Below are 26,253 nucleotides of genomic sequence, written 5' to 3' on the forward strand. Positions count from 1 at the left end.
CTGGTGCGAAAGGATTTCCGCTACGCCCGGTGGCGCAGGGAATAAAGAACAAGCAAGTTGCTTATATTATGAACAATTCACATGGCTTAGATGCGAGTCGTTTATTCTTTAAAATGATTGTTAGGTGAAAATGCATAGAATTCGACTTGCTGATCTAAAATAAACTGAAATGATCACTTAGGATCCAATCTGTTTAGGTAACTCCACCTAGATAGAATTTGATTTTGGGGGTAGGGATGTCGGTTCAAAAAAATCTATTAGATATTTTATGGGTACTCGTTTGTTCGGGACTTGTGTTAATGATGCAAGGTGGTTTTTTGGTATTAGAGTCTGGTTTGACTCGTGCAAAAAATTCGATCAATGTAGCGATTAAAAACATCGCAGATTTTGGAGTGGCTACACTTTTATTCTATCTGTTTGGATTTGGAATTATGTTCGGTTCCTCCTTTTATGGACTTTTGGGAACAGACTTATTTTTACCTGCCTTTCCTAAAGACAATGCCTGGCCTCCTACATTCTTTTTGTTCCAATTGATGTTTTGTGGAACTGCATCTACCATTGTTTCTGGTGCCGTCGCAGAACGTTTAAAATTTCCATCTTATCTTTTAGCAACAGCTCTTATCTCTGGTATCATTTATCCCATCGTTGGCCATTGGGTTTGGGGAGGAACCTTTATTGAATCCCCTCGAGGTTGGTTAGAACAATTGGGATTTCATGACTTTGCTGGGTCTACTCAAGTACATAGTGTCGGGGGTTGGGTCTCTTTGGCACTTCTTTTGGTTGTAGGTCCAAGACTTGGTAGATTCAAAGAAGGAGAACCTTCCAAATCAGTCACAGGTAGTAACCTCCCATTGGCCATGTTAGGTGGTATTATCCTTTGGTTTGGTTGGATGGGTTTTAATGGTGGAAGTACTTTGGCATTTAATGGATCAGTTCCTATTGTCATTTTAAACACTATTATTGCTTCGGGTTTTTCTATGATGTTTGCTCTATTTTTAACTTGGTTTGTTAAGGGGTATCCAGAAGCAATTTCTCCGTTGAACGGATCTTTGGCGGGACTTGTTGCTATTACTGCCAGTGCCGATTGTGTTGAACCTGCACAAGCTGCCATCATTGGTATGATTGCGGGAGGACTTACGATCCCGGCAGAAAAACTACTAGAAAAATTGAAGATTGACGATGCTGTGGGTGCAGTCCCTGTACATTTAGTCGGAGGTCTTTGGGGGACGTTGGCAGTTGGAATTTTTGGAGAGATTGAAGGGTTGGGTGCAACTGGCGGAAGATGGGACTTTATCCTCATTCAACTTTTAGGTTCTACCGTTGTCGGTTTATTTGCCTTTGGTGTATCCTATATCATTTTTAAAGGGATCAATCGTATCTATCATCTCCGAGTTGACGAAACAGAAGAACGGATGGGTTTAAATATATCTGAACACAAAGCCACAACAGAGCTAATTGATTTATTTTTATCTATGGACTATCAACATAAAACGGGAGATTTAGCTCTTGATGTACCTGTGGAACCATTTACGGAAGTGGGACAAATTGCAGAAAGGTATAACTTAGTATTAGGTAAGGTTCGTTCTACATTAAAAGAAAACGAAGATTCTAGGGTTGAAATTGCCAATGCATACGAAAAAGTACGAAATGAACAAGAAAGAGCAGAAAAACTATTGTTAAACGTTCTTCCTAAAGCCATTGCAGAGGAATTGAAAGAAAAACAAGGATTAATTGCCAATAGTTATCCAGAAGTTTCCGTGTTATTTGCAGACATTGTCGGGTTTACGCAAATTTCCTCTGGTATGAAACCAGAAGCTGTTGTTCGAATCTTAAATGAAATATTTTCTTACTTCGATGTGTTAGCTGAGAAATATAGGCTAGAAAAAATCAAAACAATTGGAGATGCCTATATGGCTGTGGCTGGATTGCCGGCACCTGACCAGTATCATTCGTTACTTGCAACTCATATGGCCTGGGACATGAAGTCTTTGCTCTCTCGGTTGAAACTTGGAAAGAGTGGAACTAAACTCAGTATGCGCATCGGAATCAACACAGGTCCAGTGGTTGCTGGTGTGATAGGAACCAAAAAATTCATTTATGATATTTGGGGAGACGCGGTGAATCTTGCATCACGAATGGAGTCTCAAGGTCTCCCGAATGAAATCCAAATCACAGAATCTACTGCCAGGTTGATTCAGTCTGATTTTGAATTAGAGTCAAGAGGCGAAATCGAAATCAAAGGGAAAGGAAAAATCAAAACCTTTCTCGTCAAACAACGAATACGCGAACCAGAAGTTAGTTTGCCATACTTCCAGTTTGCAACATAAAAGGTAAGGTACGGAAGCCGTGCCAATGGTCATAAGGTTCATTTGTCTTTGGTCAAGTTTGTTTTGAGGAAACACGGCAGCAAGGTTGTGGGGCGACAGAGGAAATATGGGATTTCATATATCCATAAATAGTCATATAATGCGAATTATGCAATATATAGCGTTAAAAAGTCAAATATGGCATATTAATCTTGTTTCAATAAACCATCTCATATGACAAAATATGGCTTGAAAGTTGGTTTATCTATCATATACTACTGTTTAAGATGGATTGGTCAGATGAAAATTTATATACAATTCTTGAAAAAATAGGCACCTCCTTAAAAGGAAGGCGTGTCCAGATGGGCCTTTCTCAAGAGGACTTATCGGAGAGGAGTGGTGTCTCACCTTCTTCCATTGCTCGGTTAGAAACTGGAAAGGGAAATATTTCGCTACTCAATTTACTTTCTCTTTTAAAAGAATTGGACCTACTCAACGAATTACAACTCATCTTTAGAGACCCAAATCTCTCTCTTGCACTCCTTGCGAAATCAAAAACAAAAAAGCCGAGACAAAGAGTAAGAAAACAAAAAAAAATCTCACCTAACGAACATAAGGAATGGATTTGGGGCAAACAGAATGAATGATCCCATAACATTAGCCAAAGTATATCTTTGGGGTAGCCTCGTTGGTTATGTTTCTTGGAATGAGGAAAGTAGATTTGCATCCTTCGAGTATGACAATGAGTTTTTGAATGCACCTGTAGAACCTTCACCACTTTTGATGCCAAAGAGTCGAACACTCTATTCTTTCCGCAATCTCAATAAAGATACTTTCAAGGGACTTCCTGGAATGCTTGCCGATTCCCTACCTGATAAATTTGGGAATGCCTTAATCGATGTTTGGCTTTCAAAAATAGGAAGGGATTCCAAATCATTTAATCCAGTAGAAAGGTTATGTTATATTGGCGAACGTGGGATGGGGGCCTTGGAATTTAAACCGGCAACCTACAGATTAAGAACTAAAAACGTCTCTATTGAAATTGCGGAAATGGTAGAGTTAGCTTCAGAAATTCTAAGTAATCGTAAAAAATTTTCAACAAAAATCGAATTAACAAATCAAAAAAAATTAAACGAATCCTTATCAAGTTTACTCACCATTGGTACTTCCGCAGGCGGTGCCAGAGCCAAATGTATCATTGCGTATAATGAAAAAACAGCGGAAGTTCGTTCTGGGCAAGTCAAAACGACGGAAGATTTTTCTTATTGGATTTTGAAATTAGATGGGATTCGTAATAATAAAGACAAAGAACTAAACGATCCAAAAGGATTTGGTTGTATTGAATATGTTTACTACCGTATGGCTTTAGACTCTGGAATTCAGATGATGGAATCAAAACTAGTCGAAGAAAATGGAAGACAACATTTTATGACCAAACGTTTTGATCGAACTAATGGCGGTGAAAAAAAACACATGCAATCACTCTGCGCTTTGGCTCATTATGATTTTAATATGGCAGGTGCTTACAGTTATGAACAAACGCTCGATGTCATTCGTAAAATCATTTCAGAAAACACTAAAACTGCCCTAGAACAACAATTTCGCAGAGCTGTATTCAACGTAATTTCTCGTAACCAAGATGACCATACTAAAAACATTGCTTTTCTTATGGATCAAAAAGGCAAATGGACTTTGTCTCCTGCTTTTGATATGACTTACAGCTATAATCCAAATGGGCAATGGACCAATCGCCACCAAATGAGTATTAATGGGAAACGAGAAAAAATAGGAATGGAAGATTTTATAGAATTCGGGAAAAAAGCGGACCTAAAAACGATACAAATTAAATCCATTGTTGGACAAATAAAAGAAACAGTCTCCCAATGGGGAAATTATGCGAACCAAACGAACGTACCATCATTATTACGAAAAGAAATTCAAAAGAATTTAAACATATCAATTTAGGGATCGAAATTCCATCGGAGAGTTATTTGGGTTATACTTCGAATACGTTTACTTTTGAAACACTATTTTGATTTGGAATACTATCTATTATGATGCAACTTGCAACGTGCGATAATGTATATTATGTCGCATAACAGGCGATAGTATGTTGTATGAAAAGGCACATCGGTAACACTTTAGATCACTCACATGGGTTACACTTTTACTAGTCAATTCTATACAATAGCCTCTGGTATTTCAACACTTTACTCGTATACAAATCCAAAATTCCAAGAATTGCATCCGCAAAGTAAAGACGACAATGCCGATCAGATATCTCTTCAAAGCCAACTACCTCTCCAATGAAAGGATTCCCAAAGAACACTCGATGGGGCCCGTACTGCGCAAAACCACTTTCATGGACTTTATCGGTAACAATATGTGTGGGATAAGCTACCTCTAGAATCTTTTTTGGGAATGTCCTTTTCGAAGATTTATAAACTTTTGCAGGTGTCAGAAAACCCAAGCTTCATGTGGTCTTACCTTATTAAATTCTTCACGGAATGAATCAAAGGCGGTCTGTTGTGCATCCAAACTAGATCTTGGAGGTAATGCAGTTTCTTCTTTGAGTGTTCTGTGCATTCTCTCATGACGACCGTTCTGAGATGGTTTCCCTGGTTCAATGCGATCCGGGCGGATCCCTAATTTCAACCACCATATAGAAAGACTAGTTAAGCCGCCAATGGCCTTACTTGCAAAAGGTGATCCATTATCTGATTTGTTGCCTGTGGTAGTCCATATTCTTTAAAAACCCTTTCAAATACCGCTTTTGTTTGCTCTGCATTCGTTTTATTCAGGATTTCACATGCTAGAAGGTAGCGACTATATGCATCTGTAATTGTTAGTGGATCGCAGCGATTGCCATTTCCTACTGTAAAATGGCCTTTAAAATCAACACGCCACGTATATTGGGAGCGACTACATTGGAAAAGGAAATAGAGACTGTGGAACTCTTGGTCTTTTTTTCTTAGGTTTGACTAGGCCTTTTTTTGTCGAAGAATGTTTCCAATTGTAGTTTCACTTGGAATCTGTTTCATGCGATGAAACTTTGCTTGAGTATGGGACGGAGTTTTTTGGGACCCCAAGATGGATGGTCTTCACGTAAAGATACAATTAGGTGAACGATTTTCTCAGGAGTTTCATTGGACTGAGTGATTCTTTTTCTAGATTTATCTTTGAGTCCGTCGATACCTTCCGACTCATAATTCTTTAGATATTTATAGCCAGTCTTTCTCGATATATTAAAGTCTCGGCAAAGATCGGCAAAACACCACTGACCACTTTTAACAGCTGCTATGAACTTGATTCTTTCTTCTATCACTTTGGTTTCCTTCCAAGGCATCGGATTGTCCTCCGATACACAATGTAGGTGTTACCCATGTGAGTTGTCTCTTTTGTTACCTATCTGACCTCCTCATACCATGTTGAGTGTACTCATACATCCTTTACAGTTTTGTCCTGGTACATACTTTACAAAAAGTATGGTTACTGAACCTTTTCATTTCCCCAATGAGAGGCCAGTTTCAGTAAACTTATTGCGGATATCCCTGAAAGTATAGAGGAACAAGTTTATATCAAACTTCTCTTCATTCACCGAACGCCATAACAACTGTTGTCGTTTTATTTCCCACCAAATACTATTTTAAATTTCAGAATCTGTCTCAAAGAATTCTTTGATACGAGGTAGTTTTTATATACATAGTATCCACGATATGAATTTCAAGACGAATATTTAAGCTTGTAGTGATATTCATGGTTTTCATATTCAAAAACACTAAAATAAAAAATAAATTGCCTAATCAAAGATAGTTTTCATTTTGCATTCAAAGTTTTTTAGAAATTAAAATGCAAGAAATAAAAACCAATATAACCTACGACATAAAAAAAGACTCAATCATCACAGGATTCGAAAGGATATTATTCGAAAGGGATCACTCCGGAAATATTTGGATTGGTTCTTGGAGTCAGAGCCCTATTCTTTATAAAAATGATGGGAATCAAATCACACGCTATGAATTTCCAATAGGTTATTACCTTGCGAGTGACAATCCATTTGATTCTAATCCCGACAGTGTTCTATTTGGATCTTCGAATTCTCTAATATTTTTTAGAGATGATAAATTTTACAGTATACCTTCTCCCAAATTAGCAAACCCAGCACCATACCAGATTTTAAATATTGGTCAATACACTTATGTTATTTTTGCAAATACAAGCGGACGAAAGCAGATCCAAAGATGGAGTGGATCCAACTGGGAAACGTTAAACTGCAATCTGGAATTTGAAAACATTGGCAATTTAAGACAGGTAAACAAAAATAGAATTTTAGTCACAGAGGGCAATTCAGAAATTGCCTATATTCTTGATTTGGAGGGAAAGTTTGTCTCTGAATTTACGACAAGTGGTGCACCCATGAAGGTTAAAGTAAGTTCGAAAAAAGTATTCCTATATTCTGATTCAAAATTAGAAGTAAGAAACGTAGATGGTGAATTGACGAACCTTCTCGACTTATATGATGAAACAATGAAAGCCTATTTTGGTTCTTATTTAGAATTCATTGATTTAGCGATTGAAGATGAATCCAATCTAGTGTTACTTTTAAAAGAGAGAAACAAAAAACCTTCAAAAAAATATTTGTTAAATTTCAATTTAGATACATTAACTTTAACACCTCACCCTTTGTCCGATAAACTAACGACAGACTTGAACTTACTTCGATTTGAGAAAGATAATTCTGGAGATTATTGGTTCAAAATTTACGGCAACCATTACTCAGAATCTTTTTTGACATTTAATACGGAACTAACAACATGAAACAAACAACAAAACTAAATCTACAAAAATCTGATTTATACTCTGGAAATCTAAAAGAAATTATCATTGATCGAATGTTAGTATTCCAATCACAAAAAGATAAGTTTCAAAATGTATTGGCAAAAAATAAAGCCAAACTTGATCAAAGTTTTTTAAAGGAATTTGATTCCATGTATGGATTCAAACCTGGAAAGGAAATCTTAGAGTGGGAGAACATAAAGAAGGCATACAAATCTATTATGTACGAAGTTTCTGATGTTTGGAACATGATTGATCATCATTCCGCCGAAGAAGAGGAAATGGAAGAAGATGAAGATGGTGGATTTGATTATGCCATTTCTTCCACAGAAAAATTGGTAAAAATTAAAGACCCAGAAGAAATACTTGGATGGTTAGTTGGTTCCTACAGTGGTCTTATGTTTTTGTTTAATGGTTCCTATGCTTTTGCATCCGATGGAGGTGGTGATACATGTTGGATCAATCTTTTGCCAAATGAAAACGGTTCCGTCGAAGTAAATCACTACAACCACGAAATAGGAGAATTAGAAAACCTTCCCTACTTTTCCATTTCTCATTTTATAGCCGACAATTGGAACAATGACTCTAACGAAGTTTATGAAGATGAGGAAGAAGAGTTCGAAGAGGAAAATCCAAATAAAAAAGAAAAGGAACCGATTTTAACATCTCAAATCAAAGAAAGTATAATTAAGGCCTTCGAAAAAGAAGCTACGAAATTTTACGAAAAAAAACCTATCTATAACAATTCATTAGATATGTTTGAAAGATCTGCATGGTTACTCGGACATAGTTATGGTGACCCTGCCTATGCTTTTACTGAAAAACTTGCCGATGCTCCTTCCTATTCCATCTGGGAAGAGGAGAAAGCAGAGATTAAAAATTATCCCAACTTAGCCGCTTATTGGATACTTCATCACTTCTATTTAAAAAATGAGGATGCATGTAGAGAAACAATCAAACTTGCGAGTAAATCGAAAGGAAAAATTTTATCTACAATCAGCGAACATATACTTAGTTATTTGGATGGGAAGTCTAAATCTTTATTCAACATACCATCGGAAAAAGTAGAAAAGATTCGAACCCTAACATTTAGTAACGCTGATCCAAAACAAATCGAACCAAATAATATTAAATTATATAACGAAAGTTTAGGACTATCCAATCTCAATACCATTTCCAAAAAGGAATTAGAAACGAGACTAAAAAAAGAAGAAAATCTTTTTCAACTAATGGAAGAATTTCCTGATGATGTGAATGCTCACGATACAATTCTCAAAGAAATTGCAAAAAAAGATTCCACTTTAAAGAGACTCATTGAAGATTATTTTAGAGAGCGAGTCGACAGCGCTTACAATACTTGGCCATACAATCCTGAAAAGTTAGACAAAAGACTGTCTGTTGCCATCAATGCTGCTTTCCGACAAGGTTTGAAGTATGATTCTGAAAATAAAAAAGCTTATTGTGGGATTACAAAAACCGTTGGAATGTTAGATGATGATAGGGCCATGGTCTCACTGAGAGAAGCAGTCCAAAAACTAAAACAAGATGACCCAAGACTAGAATATGTTGTGGAAGCTTTGATTAAAAGTGAACATACAGAAGCCAATTCCATTTTAGCAGATGCAGCTTGGCGTACTTTTGAGACATTAGACAATGTAAAAGAAATCCAAAAAAAGGTTAAAAAAGAGGGTCCCACTTTAAACAATATGTTCACAGTGTATACGCACTTGAACGAAGCCTTACAAGAAAGAATTTTAACTTTAGATGAAGTCTCCGTACAACTGATAAACAAACTTTTTACCTACAAAGACCATTTTGGTTTTTTTGGGATTAGTGTTGGGAATGCTTTTTCAGTTTGTGCCCATTTAGATTTAAAAGAACATACCGAAATCATAGCCGACTATGTGAGAAAAAGTTTCCAAGCAAAAGGGAGTAAACGTGATTATTTAGATTTAAACTTAATCATCAATATATCCGAAGCAGCTTTAGCATGGGCCAAAATGGAACCGGAAAAAGCCAAACAAGAATTACATGAATACTTTTTCAAAATTGACGAGACCGCTTTTCCTGGAATTGCCATCGACTTAAAGGCCTGTTATGTGGCAGGATTATTGTTGTTAGACCCAGATAACAGCGATTACTTAGCTTTTGCAGAACGGATTCTTGGAAACAAAGGGGATCAAGTCCGAGTGTATGGAATCATTCGATGGATTAGAAAATTAAAAATTCAAAAGTTCAAAGACCATCTTTGGTATCATATTTATGCAGATCCAGACCCCATGGTTGATTATTCTTGGAGTTACATCGAGGTGGAGGCAAGGCGCGCTTGGATTACACTCACCGGCGAGGATGCTCCCGAATTTGACTCTTCCGATAAATATGCATCAGCTCTTTCTAAAAACAAAGCTTTGTTACCCGAGGCAATCCTCCATCCAGAAAAGTATAGCACCCAACATGTATTTGAAAAAATTCGAGAGACCAAATACAAACATGAAGATGTAATTCGTTATGGCGGGCCTTGGCTTGTGGAATCCTTGCGGTATTCCTTGGATGAATACAAATATTCAGGGTCGTATGACAGGTGGGAAGCCATCAAAGCCTTGTTTTTCCAAGGGCGGGGAGTGTATCCTTACTTTTTGGAAATTTTCAAATTACCTTATGCTGCACCATCTTGGAAAACTTATTTATTACAATTTATGCGAGTGATGGAACCCGAATCTCTCCACTGGAAGAAAGTTCTTACGATGGACGCAGCTGAAATTACATCCCTACTAAAAGAACCAAGTCCCGATTGGTATGTTTGGACTGATTTACTCGCAGCCAAGTTGTTTTTGTTAGAGGGAGATTCCTCTTTTGAAACCATATCCCAAGTGATCGAAAAACGACTTGAGATGACAAACAATGAAGATTATGATTCCAGTGTTTACGAAGAGACACTTGGGCTTCGGTTACCACTCCTTTGGAGATGGTTTGGCAAAAAAGGAGATGATGCCATCCAGTCACATTGGAAAAAATCCAAAGAAGATTCGGAAACTCAGGCAATGCTCGATATGGCAGCCGCACGAAAGTTAGACGATAAAATTCCGAATGCACCAGAAATTAAAGAACCGGGGATCCTTCTCACCTTCTATCCAGAACAAAGGGAATACGGTTGGCATACTTGGATCCATTTGACACCAGAAACCATCCGTTTCGGAACAAACGAATTTCATCTTCACTCCGTACTACCTGATTCCAAAACGGAATCGAGTATTCCTGCAACCAAGGAATATTTAGAAACCGTTTGGAAAATGGCGCATATTTTAGGTTATACGGTATCAAAGAAAAAACCGAAAGGAAAAAAATAACGAGAGGGCAGTTTGTCCATTCCTGTTACCCTTTGTGAGCTTAGGCAGTGGGGATGGCTAAACTGTCTCCCCCTTTCCTACAGACTTTGCATACTCACTTGGTGACATTTTTTTTAGAGACTTAAAAGCTAAATTGAAGTTTGCTTTGGAGTTAAACCCAACTTGGTAAGCAAGGGAAAGTAAATTTGCTTTTGGTTCTTTTTCTATCAACCGACAAACTTCTGATATGCGATATTCGTTGATCAGCCGATTGAAGTTCATTCCTAAAAATGCGTTAGTGTATTCGCTGAGTTGGTAGTCTTTGATTCCCAATCTTTCGGAAAAAGATGCCAAACTCAAATCTTCTTCTCGATAAACACATTTTACTTTCAATAAGTAGTCGAGTTCTTTTTGTAACTTTTCCAAATCCAGGTTGAGGATACGAGAAGTACGGTAGGATTGGCGAAGGCCCGGCAAAATATCTTTAAACAATTCATGATTGATTTCCGTACCAATGAAAGCGACAACAGCCATGAGAGTCGCAAGTCCTGCAGTAAAATAAATTCCTGAATGCCATCGCAAAATTGTGCTAATTAAAATAAAACCAGCAAAGATGATGTTTCCTTTGAGGATCATTCCCAATATTTGCACTCCTAGTTTTGCTTCTTTGTTTGGATTGTTGTAAAGGATATTTCTATATTGATAAATCATCCAAACAAAGGTACCCATCCAATAGAGACACCCCAAAATAGAGGTGAGTTCCGGAAGAGAGATGGGAGCTCCCGCAAAACTTTGGTTCATGGACCTAGAAAGAGTATCCGGTGCCAGCCATTGCAAAAGGAGGAGAAATAAAACCACACCAAAAGTCGGATACAAACGATAGAGTTTTCGCAAAGGAACAGGTTCCAAACTTAAAAACTGTTCGATTGTGTACTGCATACTCCCAGGGATTAAATAAATCACAGGAACATAGAGGTGATTCCAAAGAGAAGTTTCAAATTCCAGACCAGCATACAAACGATAGGCGTATAAAACCAAGGTTCCGCCGGAAAAGGCAGCGATCATGGCAAAGGGGAAACCTTTGGAACCTTTCTCTTTGACAAGGATTCCAATGCCTAAAACGAAATGATACCAAGCCCCAAATTGAAGCCAAGAACCGATGAATTCGAACATGATCCAAAAATCGGACGAAATGCACGCATCCGTCAACCTTTTGGAGGACTTTCGTACGAAGAATTAGTACAAAATCATGATATTAGACCTAAAAATTCGTCCAGAATCGCCATCTTGGACGCCAAATAAACTTATTCATGGTAATTTAAAGGCAATTCAGAGGCGAATTATGAAAAAGCAAAAAATATACCGTCTTCTCCTGCCACTCGGGGTCTTCCTTCTCGTGGCTTGCGGACAAAATGGAAACCAAAACTCAAACGATAACACAGCCGTACTCGGTGTGTTAAATGGAACGACTTCTCAGGCTTCGGCATCACCGGAAACACTACGACAAAGTAACACAAACCTATCTCGGGACATCCAATCAGCGTTTGCAATAGAAAACGATGGAAGTTTCACCTTCAACGATAACATCTCCTATGTCAGTGAAGATGGGGTGAAAATTACAGGAAACCTCTTCATTCCAAAATCAGGAACAGGCCCCTTCCCTGCTGTGATATTTGTCAACAGTTGGGCTCTTAACGAATACGAATACATTGTGCCAGCGGCGAAACTTGCAAAAAAAGGTTACGTTGTTTTCAGTTATAACACAAGAGGATTTGGAACCTCAGGTGGACTCATTAATGTTGCAGGCCCGAAAGATATGACAGATCTTTCCAGAGGAATTGACTTTCTACTTGCGAATGCTCCCGTCAATCCAGCAAACATTGGTATTGCGGGAATTTCTTATGGTGCAGGAATTTCTCTTCTGGGTCTTAGCAAAGAACCTAGAATTAAAACAGCAGTAGCGATGAGTGGATGGGGAAGTTTACCAGATTCACTTTATGGAAACCAAACCCCAAGACTCGTTTGGGGATTGCTGCTTGTCACTGCGGGTTATATTACCGGTAGAATGGATCCTATCATTGCGGAAAACTTCCAAAAACTATTGGATACCAGAGATGTTGGCGCAGTACTTACTTGGGCTAGTGAACGTTCCCCTAACAGCATGGTCAGTGCTCTCAATGCATCTGGAAAACCGGTTTATATTTCCAATAACTCCCAAGACAATCTTTTCCAACCAAACCAAATCCTCCCTTACTTTGAACAACTGACTGTTCCTAAAAAATTAGATTTAAATAATGGAATTCACGCCACAGCAGAAATTGGTGGAGTCCTTGGAATCAACAACTACGTATGGACCAATGCTTATGACTGGTTTGATTATTGGTTAAAAGGTGTTCAAAATGGAATTATGTCGAAACCAAAGGTCTCTATCCAAAAAAGATTTTCTGATGCGAGAGTTACCTACTCTGCTTGGCCCAATCCAAACAAAGTGGAACGCACTTACCACCTAAGACCTATGGGACTCCTTAACCCGGGAAAAATCACACCAACCACGAACACAACGAACGGAACTGATACCATCCTTTCTGGCGGAACGAATGCCACTACAGGTGTTCCCCTTCTATCCGAAATTTTAGATGGAGCTGTCTCTGTACCCGTTACCACCAATGTCAATTTTATCGATCGTACCAATGCTATGGTTTATATCTCTGACAAACTAACTAGCGTTTTAAAACTCAGAGGACGCACCTTCTACAAAGGTCGCATCAATAGTTCTGACAATGCTCCTCATGTTGTGGTGTATTTGTATGAAGTGGATATTTGGGGAACGGGAAAACTGATTTCTCATGGAACGGCAACGCTTTTCGGAGTGAAGGGAAAAGACACAGACCTCAATGTTGATTTACAGGCTGTGGCACATGATTTTTCTATCGGAAGCCGCCTAGCGCTTGCCATCGACAATATTGATCCCATGTATGCAGTGCCTAAACCAATCTCTCTGTATACAACGGCTTTCAAACATAGCACTTCGAATGTATCAACTCTTCGTTTTGAAAGTGAATAAGTGAATCAATTTTCACCTATACTTAGTTAGCTTATCTATCGGGAGAGGGTGTCCTCTCCCCTTCTTTTCCAAAGAACAATCAAATACAAGCGCCCCGGATAGTAGCGAAAATCCTTTCGCTAGTGCGAAAGATTGCAGCGGATAGCCGGAAATGGCGCCCCACCTTACTTATTTTTCCTTATCTAAGATCAGATTAGAATGGACTTAGTTGGTTCAAACGTCAGACTTTGTACGATTCATCAATAAAGGGAACCCCGTTGTCGATACATTATTATGCTGGCCTTCATCTAGGTGAGATCACCACCGAACTTGGAAAACAAATTACCGAAGACCAAAGAGTAAGTCCTCTCAAACGACCTCTTGTTGTGGTTCCCAATCAAAATCTAATCCCATGGTTACGACTCAACTTACCAAAGTTTGATCCTTCGCACCTTTCTATAAACATCGAATTTACGTTTTTAGAAAAAGCCATTTTGAAAATTATATTCCAATCTCTGAATATACAAAATTACGAAGAACAGACGGCTCTCTATCAATACGAAACATTAAAACGAGATTGTTTTGCGCTACTTTATCAAAAACAAAACACATTACTGAAAAATTTTCCTGAGATGGAAAAATATTTAGAAGAGATACCTAAATTATACTATCTCTCTGATGTACTCACCAAATATTTTAAAGACTATGAGCTCAACCGTGAAGAGTGGATCAAAGATTGGCTTGGCCTAGAAGCCAAAACGATCCCGAATGAACTGAAAAAAGATCCCTATTGGGATTTAGAAAAACAAATTTATACGGAGATTTACAAAGATAAGTCAAAACCTAAAAACCTATTTCGTTATTTGGAGGAAGGGAAACAATTACCTTTAAGTGGCGACTTACACTTGTTCTGTTTATCAAATCTTTCCGGAACCTACATTGATTTTTTAAAAGAAACGGCTCTTGCAGAAGATTCTAAACTAAAAGTACATATCTACCAGTTTCACAATGGGAAAACCATTGGTAAAAATTCAGAAAAAACAAAAAACTATTTATCCAAGTTCTCCAAACCACAATCCTATTTGGCGAAAGAATTTGCAGAAGACCAGTATAACAAACAAAAGTCGAAGTTTATAAGTGGTGGGATGCTTTCCAAGTTAAAAGCGTTTTTATTGGAAGAATCTCCGAAAGCAGAAAACTATTTAGATGACCAAACTGTACGAGTTTGGAACGCTCCTTCAGTTTATCGTGAAGTAGAATCAATTGCGCATGATATATTACATAAAATAAGTATAAACAAAGGGAAACTTAATTTATTAGATTTTGCCATCTTAGTGCCAAACATGAACGAATATCGATCTGCCGTGGAATGGGTGTTTGATGGCGGAATTTACGCCACACAAAATATAGAAAATTTGCCAAAGTTAGTAAGGATACCCTACTCAATCACAGATTTAGTGGCAAAAGATACATCGCAGTTGTATTTGGCTCTGTCTACTTTGTTTCGTTGTATAACAAACGATCGATTTGAAAAAGAAGACATTCATAACTTGTTCAAAAATCCACTGATTGTAAGTGCAAATGAAAATGATGAGGAAACACAACTCAAAGTTTTGGATTTAATTGATTCCTTAGGTTCCATTTACGAAGAAGAAAAAGAAAACAATCCTTATACTATTTCCTTCGGTCTCAAACGCGCTGTTGTATCTATGGTAGCTTGGGAAGAAGAAGCATGGAAAGAATTACAAATTGTCACAAAGCCAATTTCTTCCAACAAAACCATCATACAATTTGTAGAAATTTGGAATCGGATCAAAAAAATCCAGCAGGGATTAAAAGATAAAATCTTAAACGCACCAAAGGAAGAACGATATCCTATCCTTGAAAATTTGTTTCAAAATTTGTTTTCTTTTGAAGGAGAATGGGAAAGAGAACGAATTTATTTCAACCAATGGCTTCGATCCGTAGGATCTTGGTGTGACTCTGACTGGAACAAAACAAAGGACTTTTTAGAAATGATTTCTTTGATCACGGAAGAAGTTTTTTCTGACATACCAATGCATCGGGGAAACTATTTAACTGAAGGTGTAACGGTTTCTCTTTTACAACCGATGCGACCCATTCCTTTTTTACATGTATACATTGCTGGACTTGGGGAAGGAAAATTTCCAGGTTCGGTTGATAGATCTAGGTTTAATTTGCGAAGGTTTGATTCTAAACCTTGGGATCTCAATCGAAGAGAAATTCAAGAGTCCTTATTTTGGGAGTCAATTCTTTCTGCAGAAGAAAGCATTACATTTTCTTATGTTGGTAAAAACACATTGGAAGACAAAGAATTCGAACCATGTTCCACTCTATTTGAAGTTATGACAGCGATGGAACTTAAAGAAGCAATCGAATTGCCACTAACATCGTACAGTCGATTTTTTGCCGAAAACTCATTCCCATCCTTTGATTATGTTCGTAATTTAGAACGGTTTCGAAACGCAGATACTATATTACCAAATCCAAATTTTACTGATCCTAAGCAGTTGGTGCCAATAGAAATTTTTGATAAAAGGTCCAATGAAATTACTGTCCAACAACTAACCAATGGAATGAAAAATCCGATGTTAGGACCTTTATTAGAAAACCTTGGAAGGATTTGGGAGGATGAAGAAAACGAAACAGAAGAACCCTTCCGACTGAATCATTTAGAAATCTATACGATTAAATCAATTTTTATTCCTATTTTTACTGAGTCCTTGGTTGTCGACAGACAATGGATTTGGGACAGGAATCAAATTCAATCATATCTAAAAGAATTAACACACAAAGCAGAACAAAATGCAGAGTTTCCTTATGGTGCCTTTCACATAGTATCTTCTGAAGTTTTATTGGAAGAATTGGAAACTGTATCTGAACGATTTCGTATCTTGAAAGAATCACTCTTCCATCCAGAAGATAGGTTATCCTTTTTTAAAGCAGTATCCATTGGAGATACGGGACTTCGAGATTGCAAAAAAATGGAACCTTACCAGATAACAGACGTATACGCACTGGTTGGGGAATGGGAAAACCTCATTGAAAAAGATGGGATATACTACTGGTTTTACACTGGTAGTTTATACGAAAAGCCAACAAAACCAAACGAGTATTTAAAGGATTATCTTGGAAAGATGGCTTATGTTTTGATTAGCGCCTGTTTGTTTAGAATTACAGGAAATCGTTTAATTATCATTCCTGCCAATGCAAAGGACTTCAAAAATGAAAGTTGGCTTGATCTCTCCAATCTTTTGGTGGAGGATTGCCAATCCTATTTAGATTCCGTTTTTCAACTAGTAATGGAAGAAAATCCAAAATACATTCCCAATGCAGGTCTGAATCTTTTCTTTTCGAAACATTCTTTGGAGGAAATTGAAGGAAATTTAGAGAGTGTTGATCTTTTATGGAATGAGTTTTTATTGGAAGAATCTGATACTATTATGCAATTTGAAAATAAGTTGATGAAACTTTCTCCTTACACAAAGGTTTTATTAGAAAATTTTTCCATCCTTTCGGTTTTAGGGATTTTTTTGCCACTTCTGAAAAAAGGATTTCGATAGATGGAACATCCCCTACTCCACAAACCGAAGTTCATCGAAGCCTCAGCAGGCACGGGGAAAACCTACCTCATCATGGAAATGTTAGGTGACATCATGAAACATGATGTAGAAAATAATATTCCTGAAAACAGAATTCTAAATACACTGATCCTTACCTTTACTGAAAAAGCTGCGGGAGAACTAAAGGGGCGACTCAAAACAAAAATATTAGAACTTTCGGAAAATGGAAACAAACCTGGTTTTTATCGTTATTTGCGCGATTTAGACCAAGTTACCATATCTACTATCCACGGGTTTTGTAATATGGTTTTAAAAGAATATCCGATTGAAACTCAAAACAATCCTAATGTTCGATTAACAAGCGCAGATGAAATTATCAAAAAAAGTTTTTATCTACTGAAACGAAACCATTGGGGAGGAAGAAACTTTGATGATCTAGCAAAGGATTTAATTGAGTCGAAAACCTTAGAAAAAGAATCTTCCATTACCTTTGCTGTATCCAAACTTCTTTCCAATACAAAGAACTACCATTTTCCGGAAATTTTGACTTTGGAAAATGCCATCACCTCACCCAATATAGAAACAATTGTTTCTTCTCTAACCCAAGTGATCCAATCACTCAAGGGACCTGTCGGGACTTCCATTCACGAACAAGGAGACAAAAGAACAATTCAGAAATGGATAGAAAGTTGGCTGTCTATGGATACGTTTTTAGCAGCAATTCTTTCAAGAGACATGGCAGTCCTCAGAACTGAATTACAAAGGATCGGGAGTTTTCAAAGGACAGCCGATAAGGTTTCTTACCAAAACTTCGCATATCTTTTGTTAACAGGAAAAACAATCACAAAGAATCTAACTAAAGAAGCTGTCGATGTACAATCATTAATAGCAGTCCTCATATCCTTACTCGAAGAGACTTTTCCTAAAGATAGAATAGACTTGGATGGGGAATGGTTTTTGCAAGAGACAACACTTCGACTTGTAGAAGATACAAAATTACAATTAAAAACTGGGGATTCACTGACTTACGATCAAATGATTCTCAAAGTCCATGAAACGGTGGTTACTTCACCCAATCCATCACTAATCCAATCTCTAAAGGAACGATACCAAATTTGTATTTTGGATGAGTTCCAAGACACAGACAAAAACCAATACCAAATCTTTCGTTCCCTCTTTGTGGATCCAAAAGATAAAACCCGAATGTTATTTTGTATTGGAGACCCCAAACAAAGTATCTACGGATTTAGAGGAGCTGACATTGGAATTTATCTAGATGCAGCAAGTGACTTTGCCGACTCCAAAGATAGTTTATCGATAAACTACCGTTCCACAAAAGAAATTATCAATGGCTTAAACCTCCTCTTTCATAACGAAGAAAGAGAGTTGGGTGAAACTAATTTTTTCCCCATAGAAGAACCAGGCTCCCAAAAAGAAAACTACCAATACCATCCTGTTTCCTTCCCAAACGCATCTGAAATCAAATATACTTACACAGATCCAAATGAATATGGGATTCATGTCATTCAATATGCAGACCACTTTCAAAATGTAAGTCAAGCGAGAAGTATTTGGGCAGAGTCCATAAAAAAAGAAATTTTCTCCTTTCAACAAAAAGAACAATCACTGTCGTTTTTAAAAAAAGATGAAAAAAAGGTTCAATCTGTAAAACTCAGAGATATTGCAGTGTTATGCGGAAGTAAGAAGGAAACGGAACTGATTGAAAAAACTTTATCAAAAGCAGGAATTCCCTGTTCCATCTACAAACAAAGAGGAATTTTCCAATCAAGAGAAGCAGATCAAATTGAAAACTTATTAGAATGTTTAATTCAATCGAACAGTTCTCGCTCTTACAAACGAATTCTTTTTTCTGATCTTTTCGGTGTCCGTCCAGAAGATCTATCAAAATACAATGAACATTCTATTGATTCCTATGAGAAGTCACTCATTGATGTATGGTTAAAACTCATTCGAGACAATCGTTATGCGGCATTTTTCCGATCTGTTATGGATGAAACAAAAATCCTTTGGAACCAGGAACTCAAAAATTTAGAGTGGGAAAGAAAACGAACCAACTATAGACAAATCTTTCAGAGGTTACTGGAATTCCAAATTCGATCCAATGCAAACCTCACTGAGTTATTGGTAGAATTAAGAGAACTCAAACAAGCGAAAACTTCTCCAGAAGAAGAACCACTTTTTGACCGGGAAACAGAGGATGATGCTGTTCAAATTCTAACTATCCATGCGTCCAAAGGTTTAGAATGGCCCATTGTATTTTTGTATTATTTTGGAACACGACCTCAAAACCTTACTAATTATGAATACCCGACCATCATCGAAGAAAATCGCAAAACAGAAAGAAGGTGGATCCTCAGTCTCTGGGATTCAAAAAACGGAAAACAAAATGAATACAAACATTTTTTAAATGAACAAAAACGTTTGTTATACGTAGCCCTAACAAGACCGAATTTGAGACTGTATCTACCTCAATTATCTTGGGGGAAAGACTCTACTCAAAAATCTGGATATGGGAACATTCTATTAACCGAACTGGAACGAATCCAAGAATATCTAAAAACTCATTTAGATTCAAAAAATTGTTTCCTTTTCCGAAATGAAAACAACGCACAAACCATAGAAAAAACAAATAACGCCAAAAATTTAATCCAACCAAAAAATTTAAACTCTGCTGCTAGTTTTCTACCCACAGAGATCAAAACAGGAAGAATACTATTACAACATAGTTATACTAGCCTACAAACTTCACAAAGTCTTTTGACAAAGATTAATGAAGATACTTATAAAGAAATTGAAGAGGCCCTTGAGCCAGAATCTTCTAAAATCAAATCGAACCTTCCTTCTAGTTCTAGAACTGGAAATTTCCTGCACCGCATACTAGAATTATGCGATTTCTCTATTTTTGAACTCTCAATAGATAAAATTCTAAAACATCCGTCTTGGATTTGGGCATATAGCGAATCCATTCGCCAATACCCGATCAAACTGCCATTCGACTCAGAAGAACCTTTAGATTTGATTGTGGCCACTCTTTTGAAACGAGCCATGAAAGCAGAAATCACTCTAGCGGATGGAGATTGTTTTTCTTTGAGTGAATTAAAACCGGATGAAAAATCTTCAGAATTAAAATTCCATTTATATGTTCAAAAGATGTTAGAAAAGACAAATGCCCGGTTATCACCCGGGTTCGAAAACTATTTAAAAGGAGCTATCGATTTAGTTTTTTATAAAAATGGGAAATATTATATCGCCGATTACAAATCAAACCTTTTGCCAAATGATCTCTATGATAAAAACTCTGTAACCTCTTCCGTAATCGAAAAGGGATATATGATTCAAAAATCAGTTTATGCTTTGATTCTTTACGATTACCTCTCGTCTCTTTATGGAGAACAACCAGCTTTAGAACGTTTTGGAGGAGTATATTATCTTTTCCTGCGCGGTATGGGTACTACTAAAGACTCAGGAATCTACTCTGATCTTAAATCATCCCAAGAAGTCTGGACTTCAGAAACTTTCCTAGAGATCCGTAAGGAAGTTTTGGCTTATATTCAAGAAGCAGCTCTGAGTTTGGAGAAGATATATTTATGAAACGAACAGAATCATCTTACATAGAAATGGCGAAAGAAATTATTACCTACTTCCCTCACATCCTAAAAAAACACGAACAGTTGATTGCAGACCTGGTTGAAGCAAATCAAAATGGAGACCTCTATTTGTCTGTAAAAGATGGATATTCTATAGAAAGTTTTGAAAATCAATTTCCTTTTTATGTAGATGTGGTAGAGAACGAAAGAAGGCTTTATTTCCAAAAAACATATAAAGAAAAAATTCATTTTGAAAACAAGGTTAAAACCTTACTCACAAACCACAAGGACAACAAACAAAATACCAAACCAGAGATTCATAAAATCGAATCCATTATCTCCCAATTAGAAACTCAGTTCCGAAACCCACTGGCGGTGGAGCAAAAACAAGCAGTGGTAGAATCCATTACCTCATCCTTGCGAATTATTGCCGGAGGTCCGGGGACCGGCAAAACAACTGTCGTTTCTTTTATTTTAAAGGTGTTAGGTGAGCTGCACAGGCTACCAACTCCCAGTCGCATTGCACTAGTTGCACCAACCGGTCGTGCTGCACAAAGACTTACTGAATCCATTCAAAAGAATTTAAGTTACTTCACAGATACAAAAGACCTAGTTTCCTCTTTACGTGGACAAACCATTCACAATTTATTAAAATATTTCCCCGACGCAAAAAAACCCTACTATGGGGATAAAAGATACCTGCCCTTTGACCTAATCATCATGGATGAATCTTCAATGGTAGATATGACACTCATGAATTTATTTTTGGATTCTATTAGCTACAATACTCATTTAATATTGTTAGGTGACAAAAACCAGCTACCATCTGTTGGACAAGGGGAAGTTCTAGCAGATCTCCTTACAGAATTCAAAAAACGGGGAGAATTCATTTCAGAATTGAAAACAAACCATAGATCCTCTGCTTCTTCTGAATTTAGCAAATTTGCCGAACTAGTAAAAGATTCTTTTGACTCACCGAACATGAGCCCTTCCTTTCCCCATCCAAAAATTCTGGAATCCACCAAACACAACGAAGATGGCAATGATTTTATTTGGCTTCAAAAAGAAAAAACAAAACCGACCGATACCATTACCTTCAAAGATTGGAAGGGTGAAGATTTCATCCAATTTTTATGGAAAGAATTCTTTTTACCTACGGCAGTACTATCCACTGCACTCAATTGGAAAAAAGAAGACCTAACTGCAAATAATAACAGAGAAACATTAGAAGGAATGATTTCGGAATATCGATGTTTGACGATTTTACGGAATGGATATTATGGAATCGAAGCCTTACAAAATCGAATTCTTGAACTAGCAAAAAAACAACTCACATCTTTTAATGCCAATCCTAAAAACATAGAATACCGACATTTGGCAAAATCGTTTTACTTTGAAGGAATGCCCATCATTGTCAAAAGAAATGATCAAATCAGAAAACTATTCAACGGAGATATTGGCCTTGTTTTAAAAATCGATTCCGAACTAAGAGCCGTATTTTCAATCGAAAATCGATTGTATTCTTTTGCTTTGGATACTTTGCCCGAACACGAACCTGCTTTTTTTCTAACAATCCATAAAAGCCAAGGATCCGAATATAACACAATTTTACTCTATCTACCTCCCATCACCTCTTTCGATTCTCTTGAAACAAAAGAAATCCCCATCCTCAATCGGAGGATCTTATACACTGCGGTAACACGAGCAAAAAAAAAAGTCATCCTTATGGGAAACTACGATACGTGGAACCTTGGTCTCTCGACATTCAGAAAACGAAACACAGGTTTCCAATTAACCTCGACTCTTTAAATGTTGCAACACAGTCTCTAAATTCCCAAGAACTAAACCCCCGCCTGAATCTAAAATTGAAAACTCTAACATTAAATTTATGCTATTCCCAAAATCTTCGTTCACCAAATACCCATCATTATCTATCGCATAACCAGATACATGTGACTTTGTTTGAATTTTTGATTTGACAATCTCAGGAAGAATCCGTTTGTCATTTGAATATCCAAAAACACATTTGCCCTGACTGTAGGCGTAACCAACTTCGAAGGCAGTTCCATCATCAATACAGGCTCCTCGGAATGGATTACAATTTGCAATGACAATATCACACTGACGAATGAGCGAAACATTCTCTTTGAATATTTGATTTGCTCTTTCCATCTGTATTTGGTTCGTCACTTCACCATCAAAAGGACTCAAAGCCCGGTATCCAAATGTTTCACAAAGATTTTTAGCATTGGATAAAACTTCCATAGCATTTGGTAAAAAAACTTCCGGGCCCGCAAGATAGATTGTTTGCATACTTAATTCTAACTGAAGCCGGGAAAAGATTTAAAGAATTTTTTAATTTACGCGAGGTTCCACTGGAGTTAGTTTTACTTCACTGAAAGCGAATTTGCCATCCAAACCAAAGTAGTAAAAACGCGGTCTTTGTGGATTGTATTGTAAATCCCAAGCATCCAACACATTATCCACACCCACAAACCATTGGAAGTGTCCAAAAAATCTTTGAGACAAACGCAAATTTAAATTTGTGTGAGGGTTAACCATTCGATAGCCGTAGGTTGGACTGGTTGTGCAATAAGACAAGTTATTCTCGGAACAATAATCAGAGATCCCAGCAGGAAGAGTACCTAGCGCATTGGTTAAGTTAGTTTGTGCTTGAGTATTGATGATAGATTCTAAACCATCGAAGTTTGGTGGAAGATCTGGGTTACACCAAAATGGATTTTTTACACAATAATATGGTTGTTTCCCAAAAACCACTGCAAATACAGATAAGGAAACCCCGCTAGATTTTTCATCCAGCCGAACACTAAAATTCCAACGATGTGGACCCCTCCCCTCTAGAGGAAGCCGTGTAAGTTCATCCCTAGTGTCAGTATATGTATAACCAACACTAGTAGTTACAATATCAGTAAGCCGAACATTAACTGAAGATTCAATACCTTGTGTTGTTGCTTTCTGATAATTTGACGTCTGGTATACCATGAGGCCTGATGAGTCTCTAGCAGGATTGGTTCTGAATCCAATTAAATTGTCTACGTTGTTGTGGAATAAATTTGTACTATACCAAATTCTTTTTGTGATGTCCCATTCCCAACCAAAATTATAACTCCTTGAAAGTTCCGGCTTAAGATTTGAACTCCCTACAACTCGATATCCAACCCCTGGATTCAAAAAGTTGAAATATAAATCTTGGAAACTAGGAGCCCTATAACCAAGGCCATTAGCTGCTCTAAAACGAAACTGATCTGTTACATCGTAACGAATCGCTAATTTTGGAAGCCATTCACCACCATATATGGAATCATGATCGTATCGAACTCCTGGTACAATTTGTATCCTTGGTTTATCAGAAATTCTCCACTCATCTTGAACGTAAAATGCATTTCGAAAGCGACTTGCATTGCCGTTAATCGTTTGTCCTTTTGTCAATTCAGGGTTAAAATCGTCATAACAAACATTAGGAAAAGTTCTTCGACAATCTGGAGCAATCCGCGCTGAAGAAATTTTATCCTGCAAGTTTTCTGCACCAACAGATGTTACATGGTTGGATGAGAATTTGTAATCCACTCTTGATCTAAACTCCGTAACTGCATTGTCTGTCCTTTGTTGAGAGTCTAAATCATCGGCTTTTCTTTGATCTGTTGTGTATAAATCCTGAAATCTAGAATAATTGGCATTTAGGTTTACATTCACTTTCTGACTTGCGATCCAATCCATATTGAAGGCCCCCATAAAGTCATGTGTTTTGTTTCTTCTATCGTAGACAGTTCTTGGGGGTGAGGCATCTACTGCACTTTGATCCAAGTGCCTATAATAAAATTGACCGGTAAGAGTAAGATCATCTGCAACATGATATACTGTTTTGTTGGAAAGATTCATATCGTTAAATGCACTTCCAGACGTAGACTCTAATGGCGAAGAATAATTTGGAAGTCTAGTCGCATATAAATATGAATTTGCAAAAGGAAGATTCGAAGGATACGGATTATAAGACGGCGCTAAGGATGCATATCTCCCATTTCTAGGACCTGGGGTTGCATCCGGTGTTAGATCATAACCTTCACCTTTGTGCCAACCAACAGTAAATAGAGTAGATAACTTATCACTTTTAGCTCCAACCGTTGCATAATTTCGAAACTCAGTATAAGGCCCATAATACTTTTCACTTCCAGATCCACCAAGGGTTCGAAACTCAGCATATAACGGATCTTGTGCTTCTTTAGTAATAATGTTGATCACACCAGCAATGGCATCCGATCCATAAATCGCCGAAGAGGCTCCTTTCACAATTTCAATGCGCTCAATATCTTCTGCTTTAAACCGAGTTAAATCAATAGAGCCACTGAACCGGCCTGTAGTTCTCTGTCCATCCACAAGGATAAGAACATTTTGTGCAGATAGCCCTTGCAAACGAACTGTCTGTCCTCGTTCTCCTGTTTGTGCAGGCCTCACTTCAATTCCAGGAACATTCCCCAATGTTTGCGAAAGGTCTCTTGCACCCATGGCATCAATATCTTTTCTTGTGATCACTTCCGTAGTGATCGTAGAGTCCTTAAGAAGATTCCGTCTTCTAGTTCCAGTAACAGTGATTATATTTGACCTATCACCATTCACTTCATTTGTCTGAGCACCAGAGTCCCCATGTTTTGGTTGTTTTACGGCCTCCTGGGGAGTTGAACTCTGGGAAGAATCATCTTCTTTTTTGGGAGTAATCGATTGAGCAAAAATATCACCAAACATTTGAATTGCACCAAAAGAGACTACTAACCAAAAAGTTAATAATGGAATTCGCCGATTAAATTTATAATTAAATAAACTCATTAATCAAACCGCAACCATACCAATTACAACTTCCGCCATCGGAATCTCGGATATCCAGAAGTTCCCGCAGCATTATAATAATCTAACATTTGCAAAACATATTACGCCACGTATCTCCGGTGATGATGTAAACGGTGGCTTTTGCAGTTAGAATTGTATTTGAATAACTATACCAAGTGCCGTACCCTGCTGGCATTGGATCCAAATCCAAAGGGGCTGAGATTACAGGATTGATACTTTCAGTTGAGCCAGAGATTGGCCCACCACCACTCGAAGACAATTGCATATCCACCACTTTCGTACACTCGGAACGCCACGTATGTTGCAGAAAAATCTGTTGAACCAGTACTACATGCTCCCCCATTCCCAGTCCCACTCGTTCCGCTGTTTGTTCCTATATTATATCTTTTGAATCTTAAATCCCAAACATCCCCAGCACCAACAATTGCTGCATTTGCTTTTAAGTTCACATAAACCCAGGTTGTAGTGGAAGAGGCATTGATTGTTGTTCCTTCGGAAGCAGAAACTGCCTCTGTCACCAAAATCAACATTGCAGCCGCAGAACCGTCGTCAGATGCCTTTTCCGGAATACAGTTCATAAATACAAAGGTAGAATCAAATTTTTAACGCAACACCGATAATCTAATGAATAAGGTGTTAATAAATGAATCATTATACAAGAATTAATTTGAAAGAAAGGGAAGTAAT

Annotated in this window: 13 protein-coding genes and 1 pseudogene; 9 read left to right on the forward strand and 5 right to left on the reverse strand. The window is 37.5% G+C overall.

Annotated features, from left to right (window positions below; all coding sequences use genetic code 11):
- Positions 1 to 236 precede the first annotated feature (236 nt).
- The 3 genes from amt to LEP1GSC199_RS01895 all read left to right on the forward strand — a co-directional run bounded on the left by amt (position 237) and on the right by LEP1GSC199_RS01895 (position 4,271).
- Positions 237 to 2,327 carry an ammonium transporter gene (gene amt, locus LEP1GSC199_RS01885; RefSeq protein WP_002976527.1) on the forward strand — a complete coding sequence of 697 codons (2,091 nt, stop codon included), beginning with the start codon at positions 237 to 239 and terminating at the stop codon, positions 2,325 to 2,327.
- Positions 2,328 to 2,593: 266 nt separating this feature from the next.
- Positions 2,594 to 2,953: a helix-turn-helix domain-containing protein gene (locus LEP1GSC199_RS01890; protein ID WP_269746508.1), complete on the forward strand. Its 360-nt coding sequence runs from the start codon at positions 2,594 to 2,596 to the stop codon at positions 2,951 to 2,953.
- Positions 2,946 to 4,271, forward strand: a complete 1,326-nt coding sequence (locus tag LEP1GSC199_RS01895; protein ID WP_002976498.1) for a type II toxin-antitoxin system HipA family toxin — start codon at positions 2,946 to 2,948, stop codon at positions 4,269 to 4,271. The genes LEP1GSC199_RS01890 and LEP1GSC199_RS01895 overlap by 8 nt, the downstream gene beginning before the upstream one ends.
- A gap of 205 nt (positions 4,272 to 4,476) precedes the next feature.
- On the opposite strand, the pseudogene LEP1GSC199_RS22245 reads toward LEP1GSC199_RS01895, so the two are convergent.
- Positions 4,477 to 5,652 (reverse strand): annotated as a pseudogene (locus LEP1GSC199_RS22245) (integrase core domain-containing protein).
- A 503-nt stretch (positions 5,653 to 6,155) separates the two neighbouring features.
- Between LEP1GSC199_RS22245 and LEP1GSC199_RS01910 the strand changes: the two are divergent.
- Both LEP1GSC199_RS01910 and LEP1GSC199_RS01915 read left to right on the forward strand, forming a co-directional pair.
- Positions 6,156 to 7,124: a hypothetical protein gene (locus LEP1GSC199_RS01910; RefSeq protein ID WP_002976530.1), complete on the forward strand. Its 969-nt coding sequence runs from the start codon at positions 6,156 to 6,158 to the stop codon at positions 7,122 to 7,124.
- A complete protein-coding gene (locus LEP1GSC199_RS01915; RefSeq protein ID WP_002976533.1) occupies positions 7,121 to 10,489 on the forward strand; it encodes a hypothetical protein in 3,369 nt (1,122 codons plus the stop codon). The genes LEP1GSC199_RS01910 and LEP1GSC199_RS01915 overlap by 4 nt, the downstream gene beginning before the upstream one ends.
- Before the next feature lie 57 nt (positions 10,490 to 10,546).
- Here LEP1GSC199_RS01915 and LEP1GSC199_RS01920 read toward each other — a convergent pair whose 3' ends face one another.
- Complete coding sequence (locus tag LEP1GSC199_RS01920) at positions 10,547 to 11,641, reverse strand: helix-turn-helix domain-containing protein (protein ID WP_002976501.1); 1,095 nt, start codon at positions 11,639 to 11,641, stop codon at positions 10,547 to 10,549.
- Positions 11,642 to 11,810: 169 nt separating this feature from the next.
- Between LEP1GSC199_RS01920 and LEP1GSC199_RS01925 the strand changes: the two genes are divergently transcribed.
- The 4 genes from LEP1GSC199_RS01925 (at position 11,811) to recD (ending at position 22,512) form a co-directional block, all read left to right on the forward strand.
- A complete protein-coding gene (locus tag LEP1GSC199_RS01925; protein ID WP_039925775.1) occupies positions 11,811 to 13,532 on the forward strand; it encodes an alpha/beta fold hydrolase in 1,722 nt (573 codons plus the stop codon).
- Between the two features lie 257 nt (positions 13,533 to 13,789).
- The gene (locus LEP1GSC199_RS01930; RefSeq protein WP_002976523.1) at positions 13,790 to 17,095 is read left to right on the forward strand and encodes an exodeoxyribonuclease V subunit gamma; all 3,306 of its coding nucleotides are present in this window, start codon (positions 13,790 to 13,792) and stop codon (positions 17,093 to 17,095) included.
- The gene (locus LEP1GSC199_RS01935; RefSeq protein WP_002976525.1) at positions 17,096 to 20,707 is read left to right on the forward strand and encodes a UvrD-helicase domain-containing protein; all 3,612 of its coding nucleotides are present in this window, start codon (positions 17,096 to 17,098) and stop codon (positions 20,705 to 20,707) included. It begins immediately after the preceding gene.
- Positions 20,704 to 22,512 (forward strand): exodeoxyribonuclease V subunit alpha, encoded by a 1,809-nt coding sequence (gene recD / locus LEP1GSC199_RS01940; RefSeq protein ID WP_002976539.1) that lies wholly within the window; start codon positions 20,704 to 20,706, stop codon positions 22,510 to 22,512. Before LEP1GSC199_RS01935 ends, recD begins: the two co-directional genes overlap by 4 nt.
- Here the strand turns inward: recD and LEP1GSC199_RS01945 are convergent.
- The 3 genes from LEP1GSC199_RS01945 to LEP1GSC199_RS21600 all read right to left on the reverse strand — a co-directional run bounded on the left by LEP1GSC199_RS01945 (position 22,495) and on the right by LEP1GSC199_RS21600 (position 26,144).
- Complete coding sequence (locus LEP1GSC199_RS01945) at positions 22,495 to 23,016, reverse strand: nucleoside 2-deoxyribosyltransferase (RefSeq protein ID WP_002976516.1); 522 nt, start codon at positions 23,014 to 23,016, stop codon at positions 22,495 to 22,497. The genes recD and LEP1GSC199_RS01945 overlap by 18 nt on opposite strands.
- A 42-nt stretch (positions 23,017 to 23,058) precedes the next feature.
- Complete coding sequence (locus LEP1GSC199_RS01950; RefSeq protein WP_002976513.1) at positions 23,059 to 25,545, reverse strand: TonB-dependent receptor plug domain-containing protein; 2,487 nt, start codon at positions 25,543 to 25,545, stop codon at positions 23,059 to 23,061.
- Positions 25,546 to 25,784: 239 nt separating this feature from the next.
- Positions 25,785 to 26,144 (reverse strand): HmuY family protein, encoded by a 360-nt coding sequence (locus LEP1GSC199_RS21600; RefSeq protein WP_232420554.1) that lies wholly within the window; start codon positions 26,142 to 26,144, stop codon positions 25,785 to 25,787.
- Positions 26,145 to 26,253: the final 109 nt, after the last annotated feature.

The organism is Leptospira vanthielii serovar Holland str. Waz Holland = ATCC 700522 (assembly GCF_000332455.1).
GTDB lineage: Bacteria > Spirochaetota > Leptospiria > Leptospirales > Leptospiraceae > Leptospira_A > Leptospira_A vanthielii.